This is a genomic window from Pseudomonas sp. IT-93MI4, from assembly GCF_949767635.1.
Taxonomy (GTDB): domain Bacteria; phylum Pseudomonadota; class Gammaproteobacteria; order Pseudomonadales; family Pseudomonadaceae; genus Aquipseudomonas; species Aquipseudomonas putida_A.
On sequence record NZ_CATKPP010000011.1, the window covers coordinates 542,559 to 558,792 of the forward strand.

The 16,234-nt window shown below is 61.2% G+C and carries 15 protein-coding genes; 5 read left to right on the forward strand and 10 right to left on the reverse strand.

Annotated features, from left to right (window positions below):
- The first annotated feature begins 71 nt into the window (after nucleotides 1-71).
- Both ACM6I7_RS09690 and ACM6I7_RS09695 read left to right on the forward strand, forming a co-directional pair.
- The gene (locus ACM6I7_RS09690; RefSeq protein ID WP_414888461.1) at nucleotides 72-1,088 is read left to right on the forward strand and encodes an alpha/beta hydrolase; all 1,017 of its coding nucleotides are present in this window, start codon (nucleotides 72-74) and stop codon (nucleotides 1,086-1,088) included.
- 206 nt (nucleotides 1,089-1,294) lie between these two features.
- Complete coding sequence (locus ACM6I7_RS09695) at nucleotides 1,295-2,722, forward strand: mechanosensitive ion channel domain-containing protein (protein WP_414888462.1); 1,428 nt, start codon at nucleotides 1,295-1,297, stop codon at nucleotides 2,720-2,722.
- Nucleotides 2,723-2,914: 192 nt separating this feature from the next.
- Here ACM6I7_RS09695 and ycaC read toward each other — a convergent pair whose 3' ends face one another.
- From ycaC to ACM6I7_RS09725, 6 genes are all read right to left on the reverse strand, one after another.
- A complete protein-coding gene (gene ycaC / locus ACM6I7_RS09700; protein WP_007961287.1) occupies nucleotides 2,915-3,538 on the reverse strand; it encodes an isochorismate family cysteine hydrolase YcaC in 624 nt (207 codons plus the stop codon).
- A 68-nt stretch (nucleotides 3,539-3,606) separates the two neighbouring features.
- Nucleotides 3,607-5,445, reverse strand: a complete 1,839-nt coding sequence (locus tag ACM6I7_RS09705) for an amidohydrolase (RefSeq protein WP_103367640.1) — start codon at nucleotides 5,443-5,445, stop codon at nucleotides 3,607-3,609.
- A gap of 30 nt (nucleotides 5,446-5,475) precedes the next feature.
- On the reverse strand, nucleotides 5,476-6,102 hold the full coding sequence (locus ACM6I7_RS09710; protein WP_095136682.1) for an antibiotic biosynthesis monooxygenase: 627 nt from the start codon (nucleotides 6,100-6,102) through the stop codon (nucleotides 5,476-5,478).
- Complete coding sequence (locus ACM6I7_RS09715) at nucleotides 6,095-6,511, reverse strand: DoxX family protein (RefSeq protein ID WP_096796196.1); 417 nt, start codon at nucleotides 6,509-6,511, stop codon at nucleotides 6,095-6,097. Before ACM6I7_RS09715 ends, ACM6I7_RS09710 begins: the two co-directional genes overlap by 8 nt.
- Nucleotides 6,512-6,712: 201 nt before the next feature.
- Complete coding sequence (locus ACM6I7_RS09720; RefSeq protein ID WP_096796195.1) at nucleotides 6,713-7,636, reverse strand: LysR family transcriptional regulator; 924 nt, start codon at nucleotides 7,634-7,636, stop codon at nucleotides 6,713-6,715.
- Between the two features lie 57 nt (nucleotides 7,637-7,693).
- Nucleotides 7,694-7,825 (reverse strand): hypothetical protein, encoded by a 132-nt coding sequence (locus ACM6I7_RS09725; protein ID WP_263399141.1) that lies wholly within the window; start codon nucleotides 7,823-7,825, stop codon nucleotides 7,694-7,696.
- Nucleotides 7,826-7,944: 119 nt separating this feature from the next.
- Here ACM6I7_RS09725 and ACM6I7_RS09730 point away from each other — a divergent pair, with 119 nt between their 5' ends.
- The gene (locus ACM6I7_RS09730; protein WP_097088725.1) at nucleotides 7,945-8,400 is read left to right on the forward strand and encodes a helix-turn-helix domain-containing protein; all 456 of its coding nucleotides are present in this window, start codon (nucleotides 7,945-7,947) and stop codon (nucleotides 8,398-8,400) included.
- 34 nt (nucleotides 8,401-8,434) lie between these two features.
- Here ACM6I7_RS09730 and ACM6I7_RS09735 read toward each other — a convergent pair whose 3' ends face one another.
- Nucleotides 8,435-9,004: a flavodoxin family protein gene (locus tag ACM6I7_RS09735; protein ID WP_414888463.1), complete on the reverse strand. Its 570-nt coding sequence runs from the start codon at nucleotides 9,002-9,004 to the stop codon at nucleotides 8,435-8,437.
- 354 nt (nucleotides 9,005-9,358) lie between these two features.
- Between ACM6I7_RS09735 and ACM6I7_RS09740 the strand changes: the two genes are divergently transcribed.
- Nucleotides 9,359-12,166, forward strand: coding sequence for an ATP-binding protein (locus ACM6I7_RS09740; RefSeq protein WP_414888464.1), 2,808 nt, complete (start codon nucleotides 9,359-9,361; stop codon nucleotides 12,164-12,166).
- Here the strand turns inward: ACM6I7_RS09740 and ACM6I7_RS09745 are convergent.
- Complete coding sequence (locus ACM6I7_RS09745) at nucleotides 12,131-13,600, reverse strand: ATP-binding protein (RefSeq protein WP_414888465.1); 1,470 nt, start codon at nucleotides 13,598-13,600, stop codon at nucleotides 12,131-12,133. The two genes, ACM6I7_RS09740 and ACM6I7_RS09745, sit on opposite strands and share 36 nt — an antisense overlap.
- 90 nt (nucleotides 13,601-13,690) lie before the next feature.
- The gene (locus ACM6I7_RS09750; RefSeq protein WP_103367636.1) at nucleotides 13,691-14,641 is read right to left on the reverse strand and encodes a GlxA family transcriptional regulator; all 951 of its coding nucleotides are present in this window, start codon (nucleotides 14,639-14,641) and stop codon (nucleotides 13,691-13,693) included.
- A gap of 220 nt (nucleotides 14,642-14,861) precedes the next feature.
- Here ACM6I7_RS09750 and ACM6I7_RS09755 point away from each other — a divergent pair, with 220 nt between their 5' ends.
- Nucleotides 14,862-15,584 (forward strand): pirin family protein, encoded by a 723-nt coding sequence (locus ACM6I7_RS09755; RefSeq protein WP_095136690.1) that lies wholly within the window; start codon nucleotides 14,862-14,864, stop codon nucleotides 15,582-15,584.
- Nucleotides 15,585-15,634: 50 nt separating this feature from the next.
- Here ACM6I7_RS09755 and ACM6I7_RS09760 read toward each other — a convergent pair whose 3' ends face one another.
- Nucleotides 15,635-16,123, reverse strand: coding sequence for a hypothetical protein (locus ACM6I7_RS09760; protein ID WP_223849601.1), 489 nt, complete (start codon nucleotides 16,121-16,123; stop codon nucleotides 15,635-15,637).
- Nucleotides 16,124-16,234: the final 111 nt, after the last annotated feature.

A 16,234-nucleotide genomic window follows, 5' to 3' on the forward strand; every position in this document is an offset into this window, starting at 1 on the left:
TCATTAATCTGTGCTCACGGTTTGAAAACAGCCCGACACAACACCAATAACTTTCGAAAATGGAATTGAGCATGAACATCAAAAAAACCCTGACCGCATCCCTCCTCGCCCTGTCCATCGGCAACGCGTTCGCCGCCGGCAGCCCGGGTGTCGAACACAACACCCAGGCGTTCCTCGAAGCCCTCGCCGCCGGCGGTGGCAAACCGCTGGAGCAACTCAGCCCGAAGGATGCCCGTGCGGTGCTGACCGGTGCGCAAGCGTCGGTAAAGGTTGACCTGTCCGGGGTTGAAGTCAGCGACAAGGCAGTCAAGGTCGATGGCCAGACGATTAACCTCAAAGTGGTGCGGCCGGCCAAGGTCAAAGGTGAATTGCCGGTGTTCATGTTCTTCCACGGCGGCGGTTGGGTATTGGGCGATTACCCGACGCACCAACGCTTGATTCGCGATCTGGTGGTCGGCTCTGGAGCGGTCGCGGTCTACGTCGATTACACGCCGTCGCCGGAAGCGCAGTATCCGACAGCGATCAATCAGGCTTACGCCGCGACCCAATGGGTCGCGAAAAACGGCAAGCAGATCGGGGTCGACGGCAAGCGTCTGGCGGTGGCCGGCAACAGCGTCGGCGGCAACATGGCAGCGGTCGTGGCGCTGATGGCCAAAGAAAAGCAGAGCCCGGCCCTGCGCTTCCAACTGCTGATGTGGCCGGTGACCAACGCGCAGTTCGACGACGGCTCGTACCAGCAATTCGCCGAGGGCCACTTCCTCACCAAGGGCATGATGCAATGGTTCTGGGACAACTACACCACCAACCCGGCCGAGCGCGCACAGATCCACGCCTCGCCACTGAACGCCAGCAGCGAACAGCTCAAGGGCCTGCCCGCCGCGCTGGTGCAGACCGCCGAGTTCGATGTGTTGCGTGATGAAGGCGAAGGCTATGCGCGGCATCTGGATGCGGCCGGTGTGCCGGTGACGTCGGTGCGTTACAACGGGATGATTCATGACTTTGGCTTGCTCAATCCGCTGAGCCAGATTCCCGAAGTGAAAGCGGCCGTGCGCCAGGCCGCGGCTGAGCTGAAAACACATCTGAACTGAGCCCCCTCCCTCGCCACACCTGACGGTGTGGCGAGTTTTTTGTCTGCAGGAACCCTTGTGGTGAGGGGATTCATCCCCGATGGGTTGCGAAGCGACCCCGCCGCTAACCAGAAAGGCAGGGGACTGCTGCGCAGTCCATCGGGGATGAATCCCCTCACCACAAAAGCCTCTTCAACACCAACGTTCATGCAGTTCCGGAGATCGCCATGTCCATCCTCCTCACCCACCCACTGTCCTGGAGCGCCGCCCTGCTGCTGCTCGACGCGCTGCTCTGGCACCTCGCCCCGTTCAAGCATCGCGCACCGAGAGTCGGCATTCGCCTGGCGCTCTTTCTGGCGTTCAGCGCATTGATCCTCAACGCCGAGATCAGCCCGTTGCAGGCGCCGCTGTTCGCCGACGACCGGGTGATGCAACTGGGCGCAACGGCGCTGGGAATTGTCTGGTGGCTGTACGCCGCGCGGGTGCTGACCGAAGTCATCGGCCTGGCGCTGATGCGGCGCATCGGCCACAGCGGTCGGCTGTTGCAGGATGTGATCGGCGCGCTGGTGTTTCTGGCGGCGATCGTCGCGGCCGCCGGCTATGTGCTGGAGCTGCCGGTCAAAGGTTTGCTGGCGACTTCCGGGGTGGTGGCGATCGTCGTCGGTCTGGCGCTGCAAAGCACCTTGAGCGACGTGTTCTCGGGGATCGTGCTCAACACCACCAAGCCGTATCAGGTCGACGATTTCGTGGTGATCGACGGCGTCGAGGGCAAAGTCATCGACATCGACTGGCGCGCCACGCATCTGTTGACCAGCACCGGAACCCTGGCGGTGGTGCCGAACTCGGTGGCGGCCAAGGCGAAAATCGTCAATCTCAGTCGCCCGACCAACCTGCACGGCGTCTCGATCAGCATCAAGGTGCCGAATCACATTCGCCCACGACGGGTACTCGACGCCCTCGACCGCACGCTGCAGGGCAGCAGCAGTCTGCTGCTCAATCCGCCGCCCAAAGCCGTGTTGAAAGAGGCCGGCGAGGAGATGTCGGAGTACGTCGCCAGCGGTTTCATCAGTGAACTGAGCAAGAAAGGCGAAGTGCGCAATCAACTGTTCGACCTCGCCCACCGGCATCTTGAAGCCGCAGGAATTTCCCGGCATCCGGATGGCGTGATCGAACCCTCGACCCGCGCCCGGGCACTGCTTGATGAAGTGAAAGTTTTCCGCTCGCTGAGCCATGAGGAACGTGATCGCCTCGCCGAATCGATGGTCGCGCAGCAGTACGCGGCCGGTCAGGTGGTGTTGGGTCTGGATGAGGTGCCCGACAGTCTGTTTGTCATCGCCACTGGCGTGGTCAGTGCGACCGTGCCCGATGGCAGCGGCCAGACCGAAGCCGGACGCATGGGGCCGAGCGAGGTCATGGGCGAACAGAGCATCCTCGCCGATACCCCGTCGCAGGCCACGTTCACCGCGCTGACGTCGAGCATCATCTACCGCCTCGATAAAAACCTGACCCGTCAATGCATGGAGCAGCGCAGCGAAGTCGGCCAGGCGTTGAACAAATTGCAGGCCGTGCGACAGCAGAACAGCCGGCTGGCGTTGATGGCCAAACCGGTGGCGGTGCGCAAGGGTGGTTTTTTGGGTTGGCTGCAAAAGCGCTGATGCGAAAGCAAGATCAAGAGCCCCCCTCACCCCAACCCTCTCCCCCAAGGGGGCGAGGGGGAAAGGGAGCCGATCTCCGGGTACTTCAATTTCGGAGATCGGCTCGGTATTGCAGGTCGGCGTATCGCGAACAAACCCCTCGGTCAGTCCCCTCTCCCTCTGGGAGAGGGCTAGGGTGAGGGGCTTCAGGCATCACTTGGCCGTGAACTTGGTGTAGCTGTTGATCAGGTTGCGATAGTTCGGCAGACGTTCGGACAGCAGATGCGCCAGACCTTCCATGTCGTTGCGCCAGTCACCTTGCAGCTCGCACGCCACCGAGAACCAGTTCAGCAGGTGTGCACCGGCGGCCGACATGCGCGCCCACGCGGCTTGTTGCACGGTGGTGTTGAAGGTGCCGGAAGAATCGGTGACCACGAACACTTCGAAACCTTCAGCAATGGCCGACAGGGTCGGGAATGCTACGCAGACGTCCGTCACCACACCGGCGATGATCAGTTGCTTGCGGCCGGTGGCCTTGATCGCCTTGACGAAGTCTTCGTTGTCCCAGGCATTGATCTGCCCAGGGCGCTGAATGAACGGTGCATCGGGGAATTGCTCGCGCAGCTCAGGCACGATCGGGCCGTTCGGGCCGGCATCGAAACTGGTGGTGAGGATGGTCGGCAGCTTGAAGAACTTGGCGATGTCGCCCAGCGCCAGCACGTTGTTCTTGAACTCGTTGGGGGTGAAATCCTGTACCAGCGAGATCAGTCCGGTCTGGTGGTCGACCAGCAGCACGACCGCATCATCTTTGTTCAGACGCTTGTAGGGAACGCTCATGGGAAACTCCTCGGTGGATGGTTGTTGCGTGAGGCGCCGACCGGATGGCCGGCGCTTTTTTGTAGTGATCAGAAAGCGAAACAGGAACAGCCGAACGCGCCCCAGAAACCGGCGAAGTCGCTGACCGGTGCGTTCGACAGTCGGGCTTTTTCATGGCTGTGCGCGTGCACTGCGCAGGCACCGACGCACTGGTGCACTTGCGCCTGCAACGGCGAGTTCGGGCGCCAGTGGCCCGGCACCTTGACCACCGGCGACCAGTCCGGCAGCACGGGGATCGAGCGTGGGCCGAGGTCTTCGAAGTCGCCGGCGGCGTAGACGATCTTGCCGCCGACCACGGTCAGCACCGACTCGATCCACTTGATCGCTTCTTCCTCGACGTGGAAGAAGTCCGCGCTCAGCGCCGCCAGATCCGCCAGTTGCCCGACCTTGATCTGGCCCTTCTTGCCCTGCTCCGACGAGAACCAGGCGCTGCCGTGGGTGAACAGTTCCAGTGCGGTAGTGCGTGGCAGACCTTCTTCGTACAAGGCCAGACCGCCGACGGTGCGACCGCTGACCATCCAGTACAGCGAGGTCCACGGGTTGTAGCTGGAAACCCGCGTGGCATCGGTGCCGGCGCCGACCGGTATGCCTTCGGCGAGCATGCGTTTGATCGGCGGCGTGGCTTCGGCGGCTTTCGCGCCGTAACGGTCAACGAAGTATTCGCCCTGGAACGCCATGCGATCCTGAATCGCGATGCCGCCGCCCAGCGCCCTCACCCGCTCGATGTTCTGCGGGGTGATGGTTTCAGCGTGGTCGAAGAACCACGGCAAGCCATTGAACGGAATGTCGCGATTGACCTTCTCGAACACGTCGAGCATGCGGCTGATCGATTCGTTGTACGTGGCGTGCAAACGGAACGGCCAGCGCTGCTCGACCAGATGGCGCACCACCGGTTCCAGCTCCTGCTCCATGGTCTGCGGCAGGTCCGGGCGCGGTTCGAGGAAGTCTTCGAAGTCGGCCGCAGAGAACACCAGCATCTCGCCCGCGCCGTTGTGCCGCAGGTAATCGTCGCCCTGGTGCAACTTGACGCTGCCGGTCCAGTTCTGGAAGTCGGTCAGCTCTTCTTTGGGCTTCTGGGTGAACAGGTTGTAAGCGATGCGCACGGTCAACTGGTCGTCCTTGGCCAGTTGCTCGATCACCTGATAGTCGTCGGGATAGTTCTGGAAACCACCGCCGGCATCGATCGCGCTGGTCAGGCCGAGGCGATTGAGTTCGCGCATGAACTGCCGGGTCGAGTTGACCTGATATTCCAGCGGCAGCTTCGGCCCCTTGGCCAGCGTCGAGTACAGAATCATCGCGTTGGGTTTTGCCACCAGCATCCCGGTCGGATTGCCATTGGCATCACGGACGATCTCGCCGCCCGGTGGGTTCGGCGTGTCGCGGGTGTAACCGGCGACGCGCAGTGCGGCACGGTTGAGCAGCGCGCGGTCGTACAGATGCAGAACGAACACCGGGGTGTCCGGCGCCGCCTGGTTGAGTTCTTCGAGGGTCGGCATGCGTTTTTCGGCGAACTGGAATTCGTTCCAGCCACCGACCACACGCACCCATTGCGGAGTCGGCGTACGGTCAGCCTGCTCCTTGAGCATGCGCAGTGCATCGGCCAGCGACGGCACGCCTTCCCAACGCAGTTCGAGGTTGTAGTTGAGGCCGCCACGGATCAGGTGCAGGTGCGAGTCGTTGAGGCCGGGAATCACGCAGCGCCCGTGCATGTCGATCACTTGCGTGGCCGAACCACGCAGGGCCATGGCCTGGGTGTCGTTGCCAACGACGACAAAGCGGCCGTCCTTGATCGCCACGGCACTGGCCAGCGGCTTGCTGCGGTCTACGGTATGAAATTGGCCATTGAACAGAATCAGATCGGCGTTCATCGCAGTTCCTTTCGAGTAGATGAATGGGTGTCAGCGTGACGGCTGTTTCGCCGGCTCGACGTGAGCATGGGCCTGACCGGCTTCCAGCCACGGCGCGAACAACCGGGTCACGCGGGGCATGAACACGTACACCACCGACAGGACGATGGTCAGGGTGATCAGGAACGTGGCGACCACGTAGTTGGACAGCAGCGGGTGCAGCTTGAGCAGCGGCCCCCAGATCAGCGGCACCAACAGCGTGTGCGGCAGAATCACCAGCAGGGTGATCACCGCTTGCTTCCAGCGCGGCGGCGGCTTCGCGGCATCGGCCAGCGGCGCGAACCAGAATTCGTTGACCGGTGCGACTTCAGTCTGGTCGCCATCGGCGAGCATCGGCGCCGCCTCATCCACCAGCGCCTGACGCTGCGGCGACTCCAGCCACAGCTGCATGGCCTCGGTGGAGGAAAAGCGCAGGACGCAGGTGTAGGTGTCGAGACCGGCCAGTTTGCCGCGCACCACGTCGACCCCGAGGTGACCGTCGCGCTGCCCGGCGACCCGGACGATGTTGCGCAACCACGCCTCGTAAGGCTGTTCGAATCCGGCCTTGACCCGGTGCTTGACGATCAGGGTCACGGTTTCACCGACCCCCGGTGCTTTTGGACTCAGGGCTTCAGGCATAACGCAGCACTCCGGGCAGACGAACATTGAGCGCCAGGCGTCCCGGCCCGGCGATAAACACAGTGGCGAACAGGATCAACAGCAACCAGCCGAATTGCCCCTCGGCCACACTCCATTGCGGATGCACGACCAGCAGCGCCACCAGCAGAACAAAAAGAATAGGCAAGCAGGCCAATCGCGCCAGCACCCCGGCGACGATCAGTAGCGGGCAGAGGACTTCAGCGAAAATCGCCAGGCAGAGTGTGAGGTGCGCACCGAGGTGGAACGGGTCTTCGATCTGCTGCAATTGCGCGTTGAAATCCAGCAGCTTGGGCAAACCGTGGACCCACAGCAGAAACAGCCCGCCGCTGACCCGCAGAAACAGCAGACCGATATCCTGTGCCTGTTCATCGTGTTGTGATGCGCTCATGACCCTACCCTTAAATCCTTATCGGGTTGAATCATGCTCGGTGCGGGCGAGGGAAAATTGAATGGATGTGCTCTCTTTCAAGCCATCCGGGCTTGTGTAGGAGTGAGCCTGCTCGCGATGCGGTGTGTCAGGCGCCAACAATGGTGACTGTGGAGATACCTTCGCGAGCAGGCTCGCTCCTACCGGGCTATTGCGGTGTCTTCAGGCGGGCGGGATATCCAGCGGCGCCGCCATGAACTGGCTGATCCGCGAACGCAGCCAGCGCTCGGCCGGGTCGTTGTCATGCACCCCGCTCCAGGCCATCGACAGCTGTGCGGCGTCGATCGGGAACGGTGGATCTTCAGCGCGCAAGGCGCAACCTTCGACCAGCGCACACGCGGCATAGTCCGGCACGGTAGCAATCATTTCGGTGCCGGCGAGCAACGCGCGCAAACCGCTGAACTGCGGCACGCCGAGCACCACGCGCCGACGCCGGCCAACCTTGGCCAGGTCCAGGTCGATGTTGCCGCTCAAGTCACCGGAGAACGACACCATCGCGTGCGGGCGCTCGCAGTATTCGTCCAGCGTCAGCGGCCCCGGGCGATCATCGCCGCGTAGCACTTTGCAGGGAATGTCGCGCAGTTTCTTGCGCTTGGCGTTGGCCGGCAGATCGGTGGTGTAACTGACCCCGACCGAGATTTCCCCGGACGCCAGCAGCGCCGGCATCAACAGATAATTGGCACGGCGCACCACCACGACAATCCCCGGTGCTTCCTGCTGAAGCTGTCGCAGCAGCGGCGGAAACAGACCGAACTCGGCGTCGTCCGACAGGCCGATGCGGAACACGTCGCAACTGCTGGCCGGGTCGAACTCCTTGGCCCGGCTGACCGCACCGGAGATCACATCCATCGCCGGTTGCAGCTCCTGCAGAATCGCCAGCGCGCGGGCGGTCGGCTCCATGCTGCGACCGTTGCGCAGCAGCAAAGGATCATCGAACAGGTCGCGCAAACGACCCAGCGCCGCACTGACCGCCGGTTGGCCCATGAACAGTTTTTCAGCGACGCGGGTCAGGTTCTTTTCGAACATCAGCGCTTCGAAAATCACCAGCAGGTTCATGTCGACGCGACGCAGATCGTTACGGTTCATGGGCTCGAGTTCCTTGCTTGAGAAGTCATGTTCAGTCAGGTGCGATAGCGCCGTACTTTACTTGATCAACGGTACGCTGGCCGCACGTTTGTATGGGCCGTATTTCACCGGCACCCATTGGAAGTGTTTGTCGATGGCGACGACTTGCAGCGATGTGCTGAGTTCAACGTTTTGCGGCGCAATTAACAACGTTTAACTCGTCAGTCTTCCGGCCCCGTCCAACAATGAAACCCTCTGCGAAACATTGTTTTTTTGACCAGAGGGAAACGTGCCGAGCGTGCGTTACCCCCCCGACACGGACATTGGCCATGGCTCACTTACAACAAACAGTCGCCCTCGCCCCCTCCAGCGAATCCCGCACACCGCGCATCGGCGGCCTCAGTCCGCAACGCGAACGGCGGGCCAAACAGTTGATCCTCGATCGCCTGGGTGAAAGCCTGGAAGTCACCGAACTGGCAGAGGCCTGTTCGTTGTCACGCAGTCATTTTTCCCGGGCGTTCAAATGCAGTACCGGACTCTCGCCACAGGACTGGATCCGCACCCAGCGCATCGCTCGCGCCAAGCAGTTGATCCGGTTCACTCACTTGAGCCTGACGCAGATCAGCCTGGAGTGTGGCTTCTGTGATCAGGCACACTTCTGCCATATCTTCACTCGCAGCGAAGGGATCAGTCCGTTCGCCTGGCGGTGTCGTGAGGTGCCGGGCATGAAGCCCGAAAGACCGCAGTCAGCGGCCGCGCCTGTCGGCATACGCCTGGCGGTCTAGACGCTGTCGCGCGCCAAGCTCATTTCCCTGCGCTTCATTGCTGCCTCAAGCGCTGCGCCACTTGCGCCACCCGCTCGCCCAGGTGTGCCGCCGTGCGCCGGTCTTCGAGCGGCGGAGCCTGCTCGGGGGGCTGTTCGACATTGGATTGGGACATGGCCCCGAGCGCGCTGCCCAGACGATTCAACTGTCCATCGAAGCAGCCCGCCACCGAGCGCGCCGGGAGCAGGTCGAGACCCACCCAGATCATCGAATGCTGCGCGGCGAACACCGCCATTTGCAGCAATGTATTGAGCTTGTCCCCGCACAGGCTTCCGGAATTGGTGAACCCGGCGGCAACCTTGTTGCGCCATGGTTTTGCCAGATAGAACGCCGCGCTGGCCTCCATGAAATGCTTGAAGCCCGCCGACGCGCTGCCCATGTAAGTCGGCGCACCGAAAATGATCGCGTCGGCGCGGTGCAACTCATCCCAATAGCGTTCGACTTCCTCTACCGCCACCAACCGACAGGTACTGCCCAAGTGCCGTTCAACGCCTTGCGCCACGGCTTCTGCCATGACCCGTGTGTGGCCATAGCCGCTGTGATAAACCACCACCACGTTGCTCATTGCGCCGTCCTCCGCTCGGGTGCACTCCATTGCAGCCATCAGGTCCTGGCCTGAGGCCAGCTTGATTCAGCGGATTTTTGGGCTTGAAGCGAACACAGACGAGTTAATCGTTGTTAATTGTCCGCGAGACAAAGCGCTGGTCTGAACATTGCAGCGGGCAAAAATGCCAATCGCTGCATCGCTTTCGAGTATTGCCGGCAATCTGCACGTTGCACTGACGCCAGAACCTGCGGAATATGTCGGCAAAACTGCGGATTAGAAGGCTTGCGTGCCGCTGACGCTGATCCGCGCTGCCCTTCACGGAGGCTTCACACGCCGTGGGCAGGATTATAAAAATTTCGCAGGAGTGAGCTGTTGAGTCTTCCCCCGAATCAGGCCCTCGGTTTCGGCCCCTATCGGATTCAACCCGGCAAACGGCTGCTGCTTGAGGGCGAGCAGCCGTTACGCCTGGGCCGACGTGCCATGGACATTCTGCTGATCCTGCTGGCGCATGCCGGCGATGTCGTGAGCAAACAGCAACTGATGGCCGGCGTGTGGCCGGACAGCATCGTCGAAGACATCAATCTGCGGGTGCACATGGCGGCTTTGCGCAAAGCCCTGGGCGACGGTCAGGGCGGGCAGCGATACATCGTCACGGTGGCGCAGCGCGGCTACAGTTTTGTCGCACCGATCAGGCTGCAATCGATCGAACAGCACACCTGCGCCGAAACCGGCACCCGGCATAACCTGCCACTGCGCCGCACGCGAATGATCGGCCGCCAGCCGCTGGTCGACAGCCTGATCAGGCAGTTGCCGCGCCAGCGCTGCATCACACTGGTCGGCCCCGGCGGCATCGGCAAAACCACCGTGGCCCTGCGCGTTGCCGAGCAGATGATCGGCCACTATCGGGACGGTATCCGGCTGCTGGATCTGTCGCCGATCAACGACGCACGAATGATCTGCTCGCACCTGGCGGCCCTGCTGGACGTGGTGCCGCATGACAACGATCCGCTGACCCACCTCGTCAATGCGCTGCGCGAGCGCCAGATGCTGCTGGTAATCGACAATTGCGAACACCTGATCGACGCCATGGCACTGCTCAGCGAGAGCATTTTGCGCGGTGCGCCGCAGGTTCACATTCTGGCCACCAGCCGCGAGAGCCTGCGTGCCGAAGGCGAGTATGTGCAACGTCTCGAATCCCTCGATTACCCGCCGCCGATTGCCGTGCTTGATCGTGCGCAGGCGTTGAGTTTTTCGGCACTGCAACTGTTTGCCGAACGCGCCCTGGCCGCGCACGAGGGCTTTGAATTGAGCGACGCCGAGTTGCCCGATGCGCTTGAAATCTGTCGGCGTCTGGATGGCATTCCACTGGCGCTGGAGCTGGCGGCGGCGCAGGTCGGAGAACTCGGCCTGCAGGGTTTGCTCAGCCAGCTGCAAGGGCGTCTGCCGGTATCGGCTGCCGGCAATCAGAGCAGCGTGGAGCGCCACCAGACGCTGCGTGCCACGCTGGACTGGAGCTTCAACCTGCTGACCGATTGCGAACAGACCTGCCTGCGTCGACTCGGTGTGTTTCGGGGTGGCTTCACGCTGGAGTCCGCCGCTGCGGTGATCGGTGGACAGCACATCCAGCCCGGCGAGGTGTTCGCTTCAATCACACAACTGGTCGCCAAATCGTTGCTCAACGTCGAAGTCGGTGACGAAGAAGTGTTCTATCGGTTGCTCGACACCACGCGTCGCTATGCCCTGGAAAAACTCGAGCAAGGCGCCGAACTCGCCGAAACCCGCGAACGCCACGCTGAACGTTGTCTGGCGCTGATGTATCAGGCGCAGACCGATTGGGAAACCACCTCAACCGCCCTGTGGATCGAACGCTACGCACGCGGTCTGGAAGACCTGCGCGCGGCGCTCGACTGGAGTCTGAACGGTGCAGGCCCCAATGATGTGGGGATTTATCTGGCCGCGACCTCGGCGCCCCTGTGGCAAGAGTTGTCGCTGCTCAAGGAATACGGCGGTTACGTGCGTCAGGCGCTGGCCCTGCTGGAAAACGCTGCCGAACCTTGCCCTCGGGTGAAGATCGCGCTGAAACTGGCGCTCGGCAGCGCCTGCTACCACACCTGGGGTGGTACCCCGGAAACCATCGCCGCATTCGTCGATGCCCATGCGCTGGCGCAAGAGTACGACGACGTGGCTGGCCAGCTGCGTGCAGTGTCCGGGCACATGGCGGTCAACCTCAGCTGTGGCCACTATCGATCGGCGCTGGAACAGAGCGAACAGTTCGATCGCCTCGGCCTGCACGGCGACCCGCAGTTGTCGCTGAGTACACATCGCCTGCGGGTGTTGGCGCTGCATTACGCCGGCGACCAGCAGCAGGCACGCCTGCATGCCGAGCAAGTGATTCAGCACATGGCGCAAAACGGCAATCCCAACCGTTTCACCCATGGCTTCGGCGTGCAGTACGACCAGAGCGTCGCCTCGCTGACGGTGCTGGCCCGGGTGTTGTGGCTGCAAGGTTTCCCTGAACAGGCCTGGCGTACGGCCAGGCAGGCACTGGACATCGCCGTGCAAATCAACCACGGCACCTCGATCTGCTACACCCTGGCGCTGGCCAGTTGCCTGATTGCTCATTACAACGGTGACGCGCAAAACGCCCGTGCTTTGCTGCAGCTGTTGCTGGAGCAGGCGCAGAAGCATTCCGTATTGCTGTTCTATCGCTGGGCACGGCAATACGCGCAGGTCCTCGACGCCGATGCCGCCGTGCCGATAGCGACCGATGACAGCGGTCTGATCAGAGAAATCATGGTGACCCTGGACAGCCGCTTTGTTGATGATGCGTTGCTTGAGCGGGCACACAGCGGAGCTGCAGGCTGGAGCACGGCGGAGATTCTGCGGGCTCGGGCCGATCGCATGTTGCTTGAACAATCGGCTTGCCCCGACAGCAGCACCCGGCAAGCCGAAAAGGTCTTGCTCCAGGCACTGTCGATCGCGCAAACCCAGGGCGCCCTGGCCTGGGAACTGCGCAGTGCTACTTCGCTGGCGCAGTTGTGGCAACGGCAGAACCGCTACCGCGAAGCACTGGAGTTATTGAACCCGATCTATCAACGCTTCACCGAGGGCTACGCCACCCCGGACTTGCGCAAGGTGCGCTGGTTACTCGACGAGTTGAGCAGCCAACTGCGAGCCTGACACCCAACGACTGCGGCTGACAAAGCGCGCATACCGGCGCTCGTACTCGTTGGATTCACCACTGCCTTCCAGTTGTTCGCGGGCGTAACGACGGGTGGTGTTGAGCATGCGATAGCGCAACCCGGCACTGCCCCGCTCCACCGCCAGCAAAGACTTCTGCGCCAACCGATCAATCATCAGGGCCAACGTCGACGGGGGTAATAGCGCGCAACTGATGACGCCCATCGCCGCATCAATGGCAAACGCCGTTTTGAAGACCGACAGGCGTTGCAGCACCCGCTGTTCCTGCTCACTCAGGTGCTGATAGCTCCAGTCCAGCGCGGCTTTCAGGGTTTGATGGCGTGGCACGGCAGTACGCCGACCATGGCTGAGCAGCTGTAAACAATTGTCGAGTTGTGACTGCAAGCCGACCAACGCCAGCGCATCAATGTGCGCCGCCGCCAGTTCAATCGCCAGTGGCAGCCCATCGAGCCGCCGACAGATGTCGCGCACAGCATTGAGATCCTGTTCACGCAGGGTAAAACCCTGCTGCCGGGCTCGGGCACGACTGACAAACAATTGCACGGCCGAATAGCTCATGGTCTCTTCGACACTGCCCAACGCTGAGGACTTGGGAATGGCCAGTGGCGGCAGGATTTGCACGGTCTCCAGACTGGCCTGCAATGCTTCGCGACTGGTCGCAAGAATCGACAACCGTGGCGCGGCCTCCAGTAAACGTTCAACCAGAGCCTTGCAGGCTTCACGCAGATGCTCGCAGTTATCCAGCACCAGCAAGCTGTGACGCGCTGCCAGCGTGACGAGATCGGTTTCGAGGGTGTGCAACAGATAATCGAGCAGTGGCGTGGCGTCGTTGACTACCGCCAGGTCCACCAGCCAGACCCCGTCGCGAAAATGCTGTAACAGCAACTCTGCAGCACGCAACGCCACCGTGGTTTTGCCGACACCCGCAGGCCCCGTCACGGTCATCAATCGGCACAGTGGCAATTGCCGCACCATCGAGCCCACCACTGAATCGCGACCGGTCACCGGCGTCAGCCGCACAGGCAAGTTGTGTTGTGGCGCTTGCAGGTGTTCCAGGGCCACGTGCTCGAAATTGTCGCCGTGCACCGGAGCAACAAAGCTGTAGCCACATTGCGGCACATTGACGATGTAGCGTTGGCCGTTCTCACCGTCACCGAGCGCCCGGCGCAGGGCGGCAATGTGGACGCGAAGATTGATCTCTTCGACCACCGAAGTGGGCCAGACCCGTGCAATCAACTCTTCCTTTCTGACCACTCGGCCTGCACGCTCGACCAGCACCTGCAGAATGTCCAGCGCCCGCCCGCCCATGCGCAGTTGCCGATCCCCGTCGAGGATCAGCCGTTGGCGCAAATGAAAGGCGTAAGGGCCGAAATACAGGACTGACGCCGAGTGCAAATCGTTGAGGCTGTTCATGCCAACTATCTTGGCAGCCTGCGATGACGGCACAACCTTCACACAGGGCGCAGCACGGACATCCGGGTGCGCACAACGGACAGAACCGCTCTAGCTGAACTGTTCGCGGTATTGCACAGGGGTAAGGCCGAGTTTTTCCGCGAACAACAGACGCATGTGCCGAACACTGCCAAAACCACTCTTGTAGGCCACGGTTTTCAAAGGCAGGTCAGTGGTTTCCAAAAGATTTCGTGCGCAGTCGATACGCGCACTTTGCAGGAACTCCATCGGCGTCATATTGATGTCGCGGACAAACGTCCGCGCGAAGTGCCGTGCACTCATGTTGGCCAATCCTGCCATGCGCTCGACAGTGAACACTTCGTCGAGATGGTCCAGGACGTAATTCTGTACTCGGGTGATCGGTGTTTCCTGAGGCGCCACCGCCGCCATCAAGGGGCTGAACTGCGCCTGTCCGCCTTGACGTTTCATCACCACCAGCAGCACTTTGGCGACGTCCTGGGCCAACTTCTTGCCGTGATCCTGCGCCACCAGCGCCAGCGCCAGGTCGATGCCGGCCGTGACCCCGCCAGAGGTGATCAGATTGCGATCCTCAATGAAAATCTGGTCGGTGGCGACGCTCGCCTTTGGAAATGCCTTGATCAGGCGTTCGGTGTAGTTCCAATGAGTGGTCACCCGATAGCCGTCGAGCAACCCGGCATGGCCGAGCACGAAGGCGCCGGTGCAGATCGAACCATATCGCTCGGCACAGGGCACGGCCGCTTTCAGCCAGGCCAGCAACGCCGGGTGTTTTTCGTTGTAAGCCCCCGGCCCTCCTGGCACCAGCAGCAAATCGTAGCGCTCAAGGGCTTGTTCGATATGCCGGTCGGTGTGTACCAGCACACCGTTGGACGCACGCAACGGCCCGCGCTCGGTGCCAAGGGTCGTCAGCTGATAGTGCGACTCCGGTTTCAAATAGCGATTGGCCACCGAAAACACTTCCAGCGGCCCGGCCATGTCGAGCAGCAGAAAGTCGGGGAACAACACCATGGCCACGGTTTTCATGGGGTACACATCACTGATAATCAAAAGTAAGCGGACAGGACAGGCTGAGCATTATGGCCAACTGCGGCACAGTCGTCGGAAAAAAATACGTGATCGAGCGCACACAACTGTCAACCAGAAACGGACAGTATTTCAATTTCCATCTACTTATTACCCCGCAGAGTAAACAGTAATCTTCTCCTCACTCGGACGAATTCACGTCCCCCAAGGAGATTTCATCATGCTGACTCTTCGCAAAGCCTCCGATCGTGGCCTCGCCAATCATGGCTGGTTGAAGTCGTTCCACACCTTTTCCTTTGCCAGCTACCGCGACCCGCGTGAACAGGGTTTTTCCGACCTGCTGGTGATCAACGATGACCGCGTTGCCGCCGGTAAAGGTTTCGGCCAGCACCCGCATCGTGACATGGAGATCTTTTCCTACGTGCTCGAAGGCGCACTGGAACATAAAGACACGTTGGGCACCGGCTCGGTGATCCGCCCTGGCGACGTACAACTGATGAGCGCCGGCAGCGGCGTGGCGCACAGCGAGTTCAACCATTCGGCCACCAAACCCGTGCACTTTTTGCAAATCTGGATTGTGCCGGAGATCAGCGGCGCCAAACCGCGCTATCAGCAGGAGCACTTCAGCGCGCAGAAAAAACGCGGTCGTCTGCAACTGATCATCTCGCCGGACGGCAGCGATGGTTCGCTGACAGTGCGCCAGGATGCGCGGGTTTACGCCGGGTTGTTCGACGGCAAGGAAAGCGCCACCCTGAAACTGTCCGCCAACCGTTACGCCTACGTGCATGTGGCTCGCGGCAGTGTTGAACTCAACGGCCAGTTGCTGCAGGAAGGTGACGGCGTGCGGGTTCGCGAGGAACAGGCGTTGACCCTGAGCAATGGCGTGGATGCCGAAGTGCTGGTGTTTGACTTGCGTCCGCAAGAACTGCCGCAAATGCCATGAGGCATGGGCTTCCTAGCCAACAAAAACGGCCTTCGATTGAAGGCCGTTTTTTATTTTGGCAACACCGATGATGGCTGCTCGGCAGGCTTGGCTGCACCGACATCTTTGCCTGCCTGAACCGCCGCCAATGTTGTTTGTATCGCTGCATACAGGTTGGCCTGACTGGCGAAATAGCCACCGACGACAATGCTGACCACACCAAACAGATGCACAGCCGTTGCCATCCAGACGTTGGCATTTACGGTACCCGCCTTTTTGAGCGCCTCTCTGGACTCGATGGCAATGCCTTGAATCATCGAGTCGTAGCGTTTATCCCGTTCGACCTGAATGCGCTCATTCGCCTTGTCTCGCTCTGCCTGGGAGCAAAGGAACTCTCGAATATCGGCGTGCACTCGCTCTACCCGAGCATCCATCCTTGCCTCGATGGTCTCGATCCTGGCGTTGAATTCTTCACGGCTGATAGCGTTCATGATTTGTGTGTTACGACCTTTGCTCAATGTGTCGAAGCTTTGATATTGCTCGAATTCCCTGGCTTTCAATCCGATCCCCTTCCCTGGGTTAGCGATACCTTCTCTGGCGCACCGATTTCCTGGCGCTGCGAGTTGCATCAACCTTAAGGCTGGCGCTCCAAGCCCACAAGCCGGCAGATT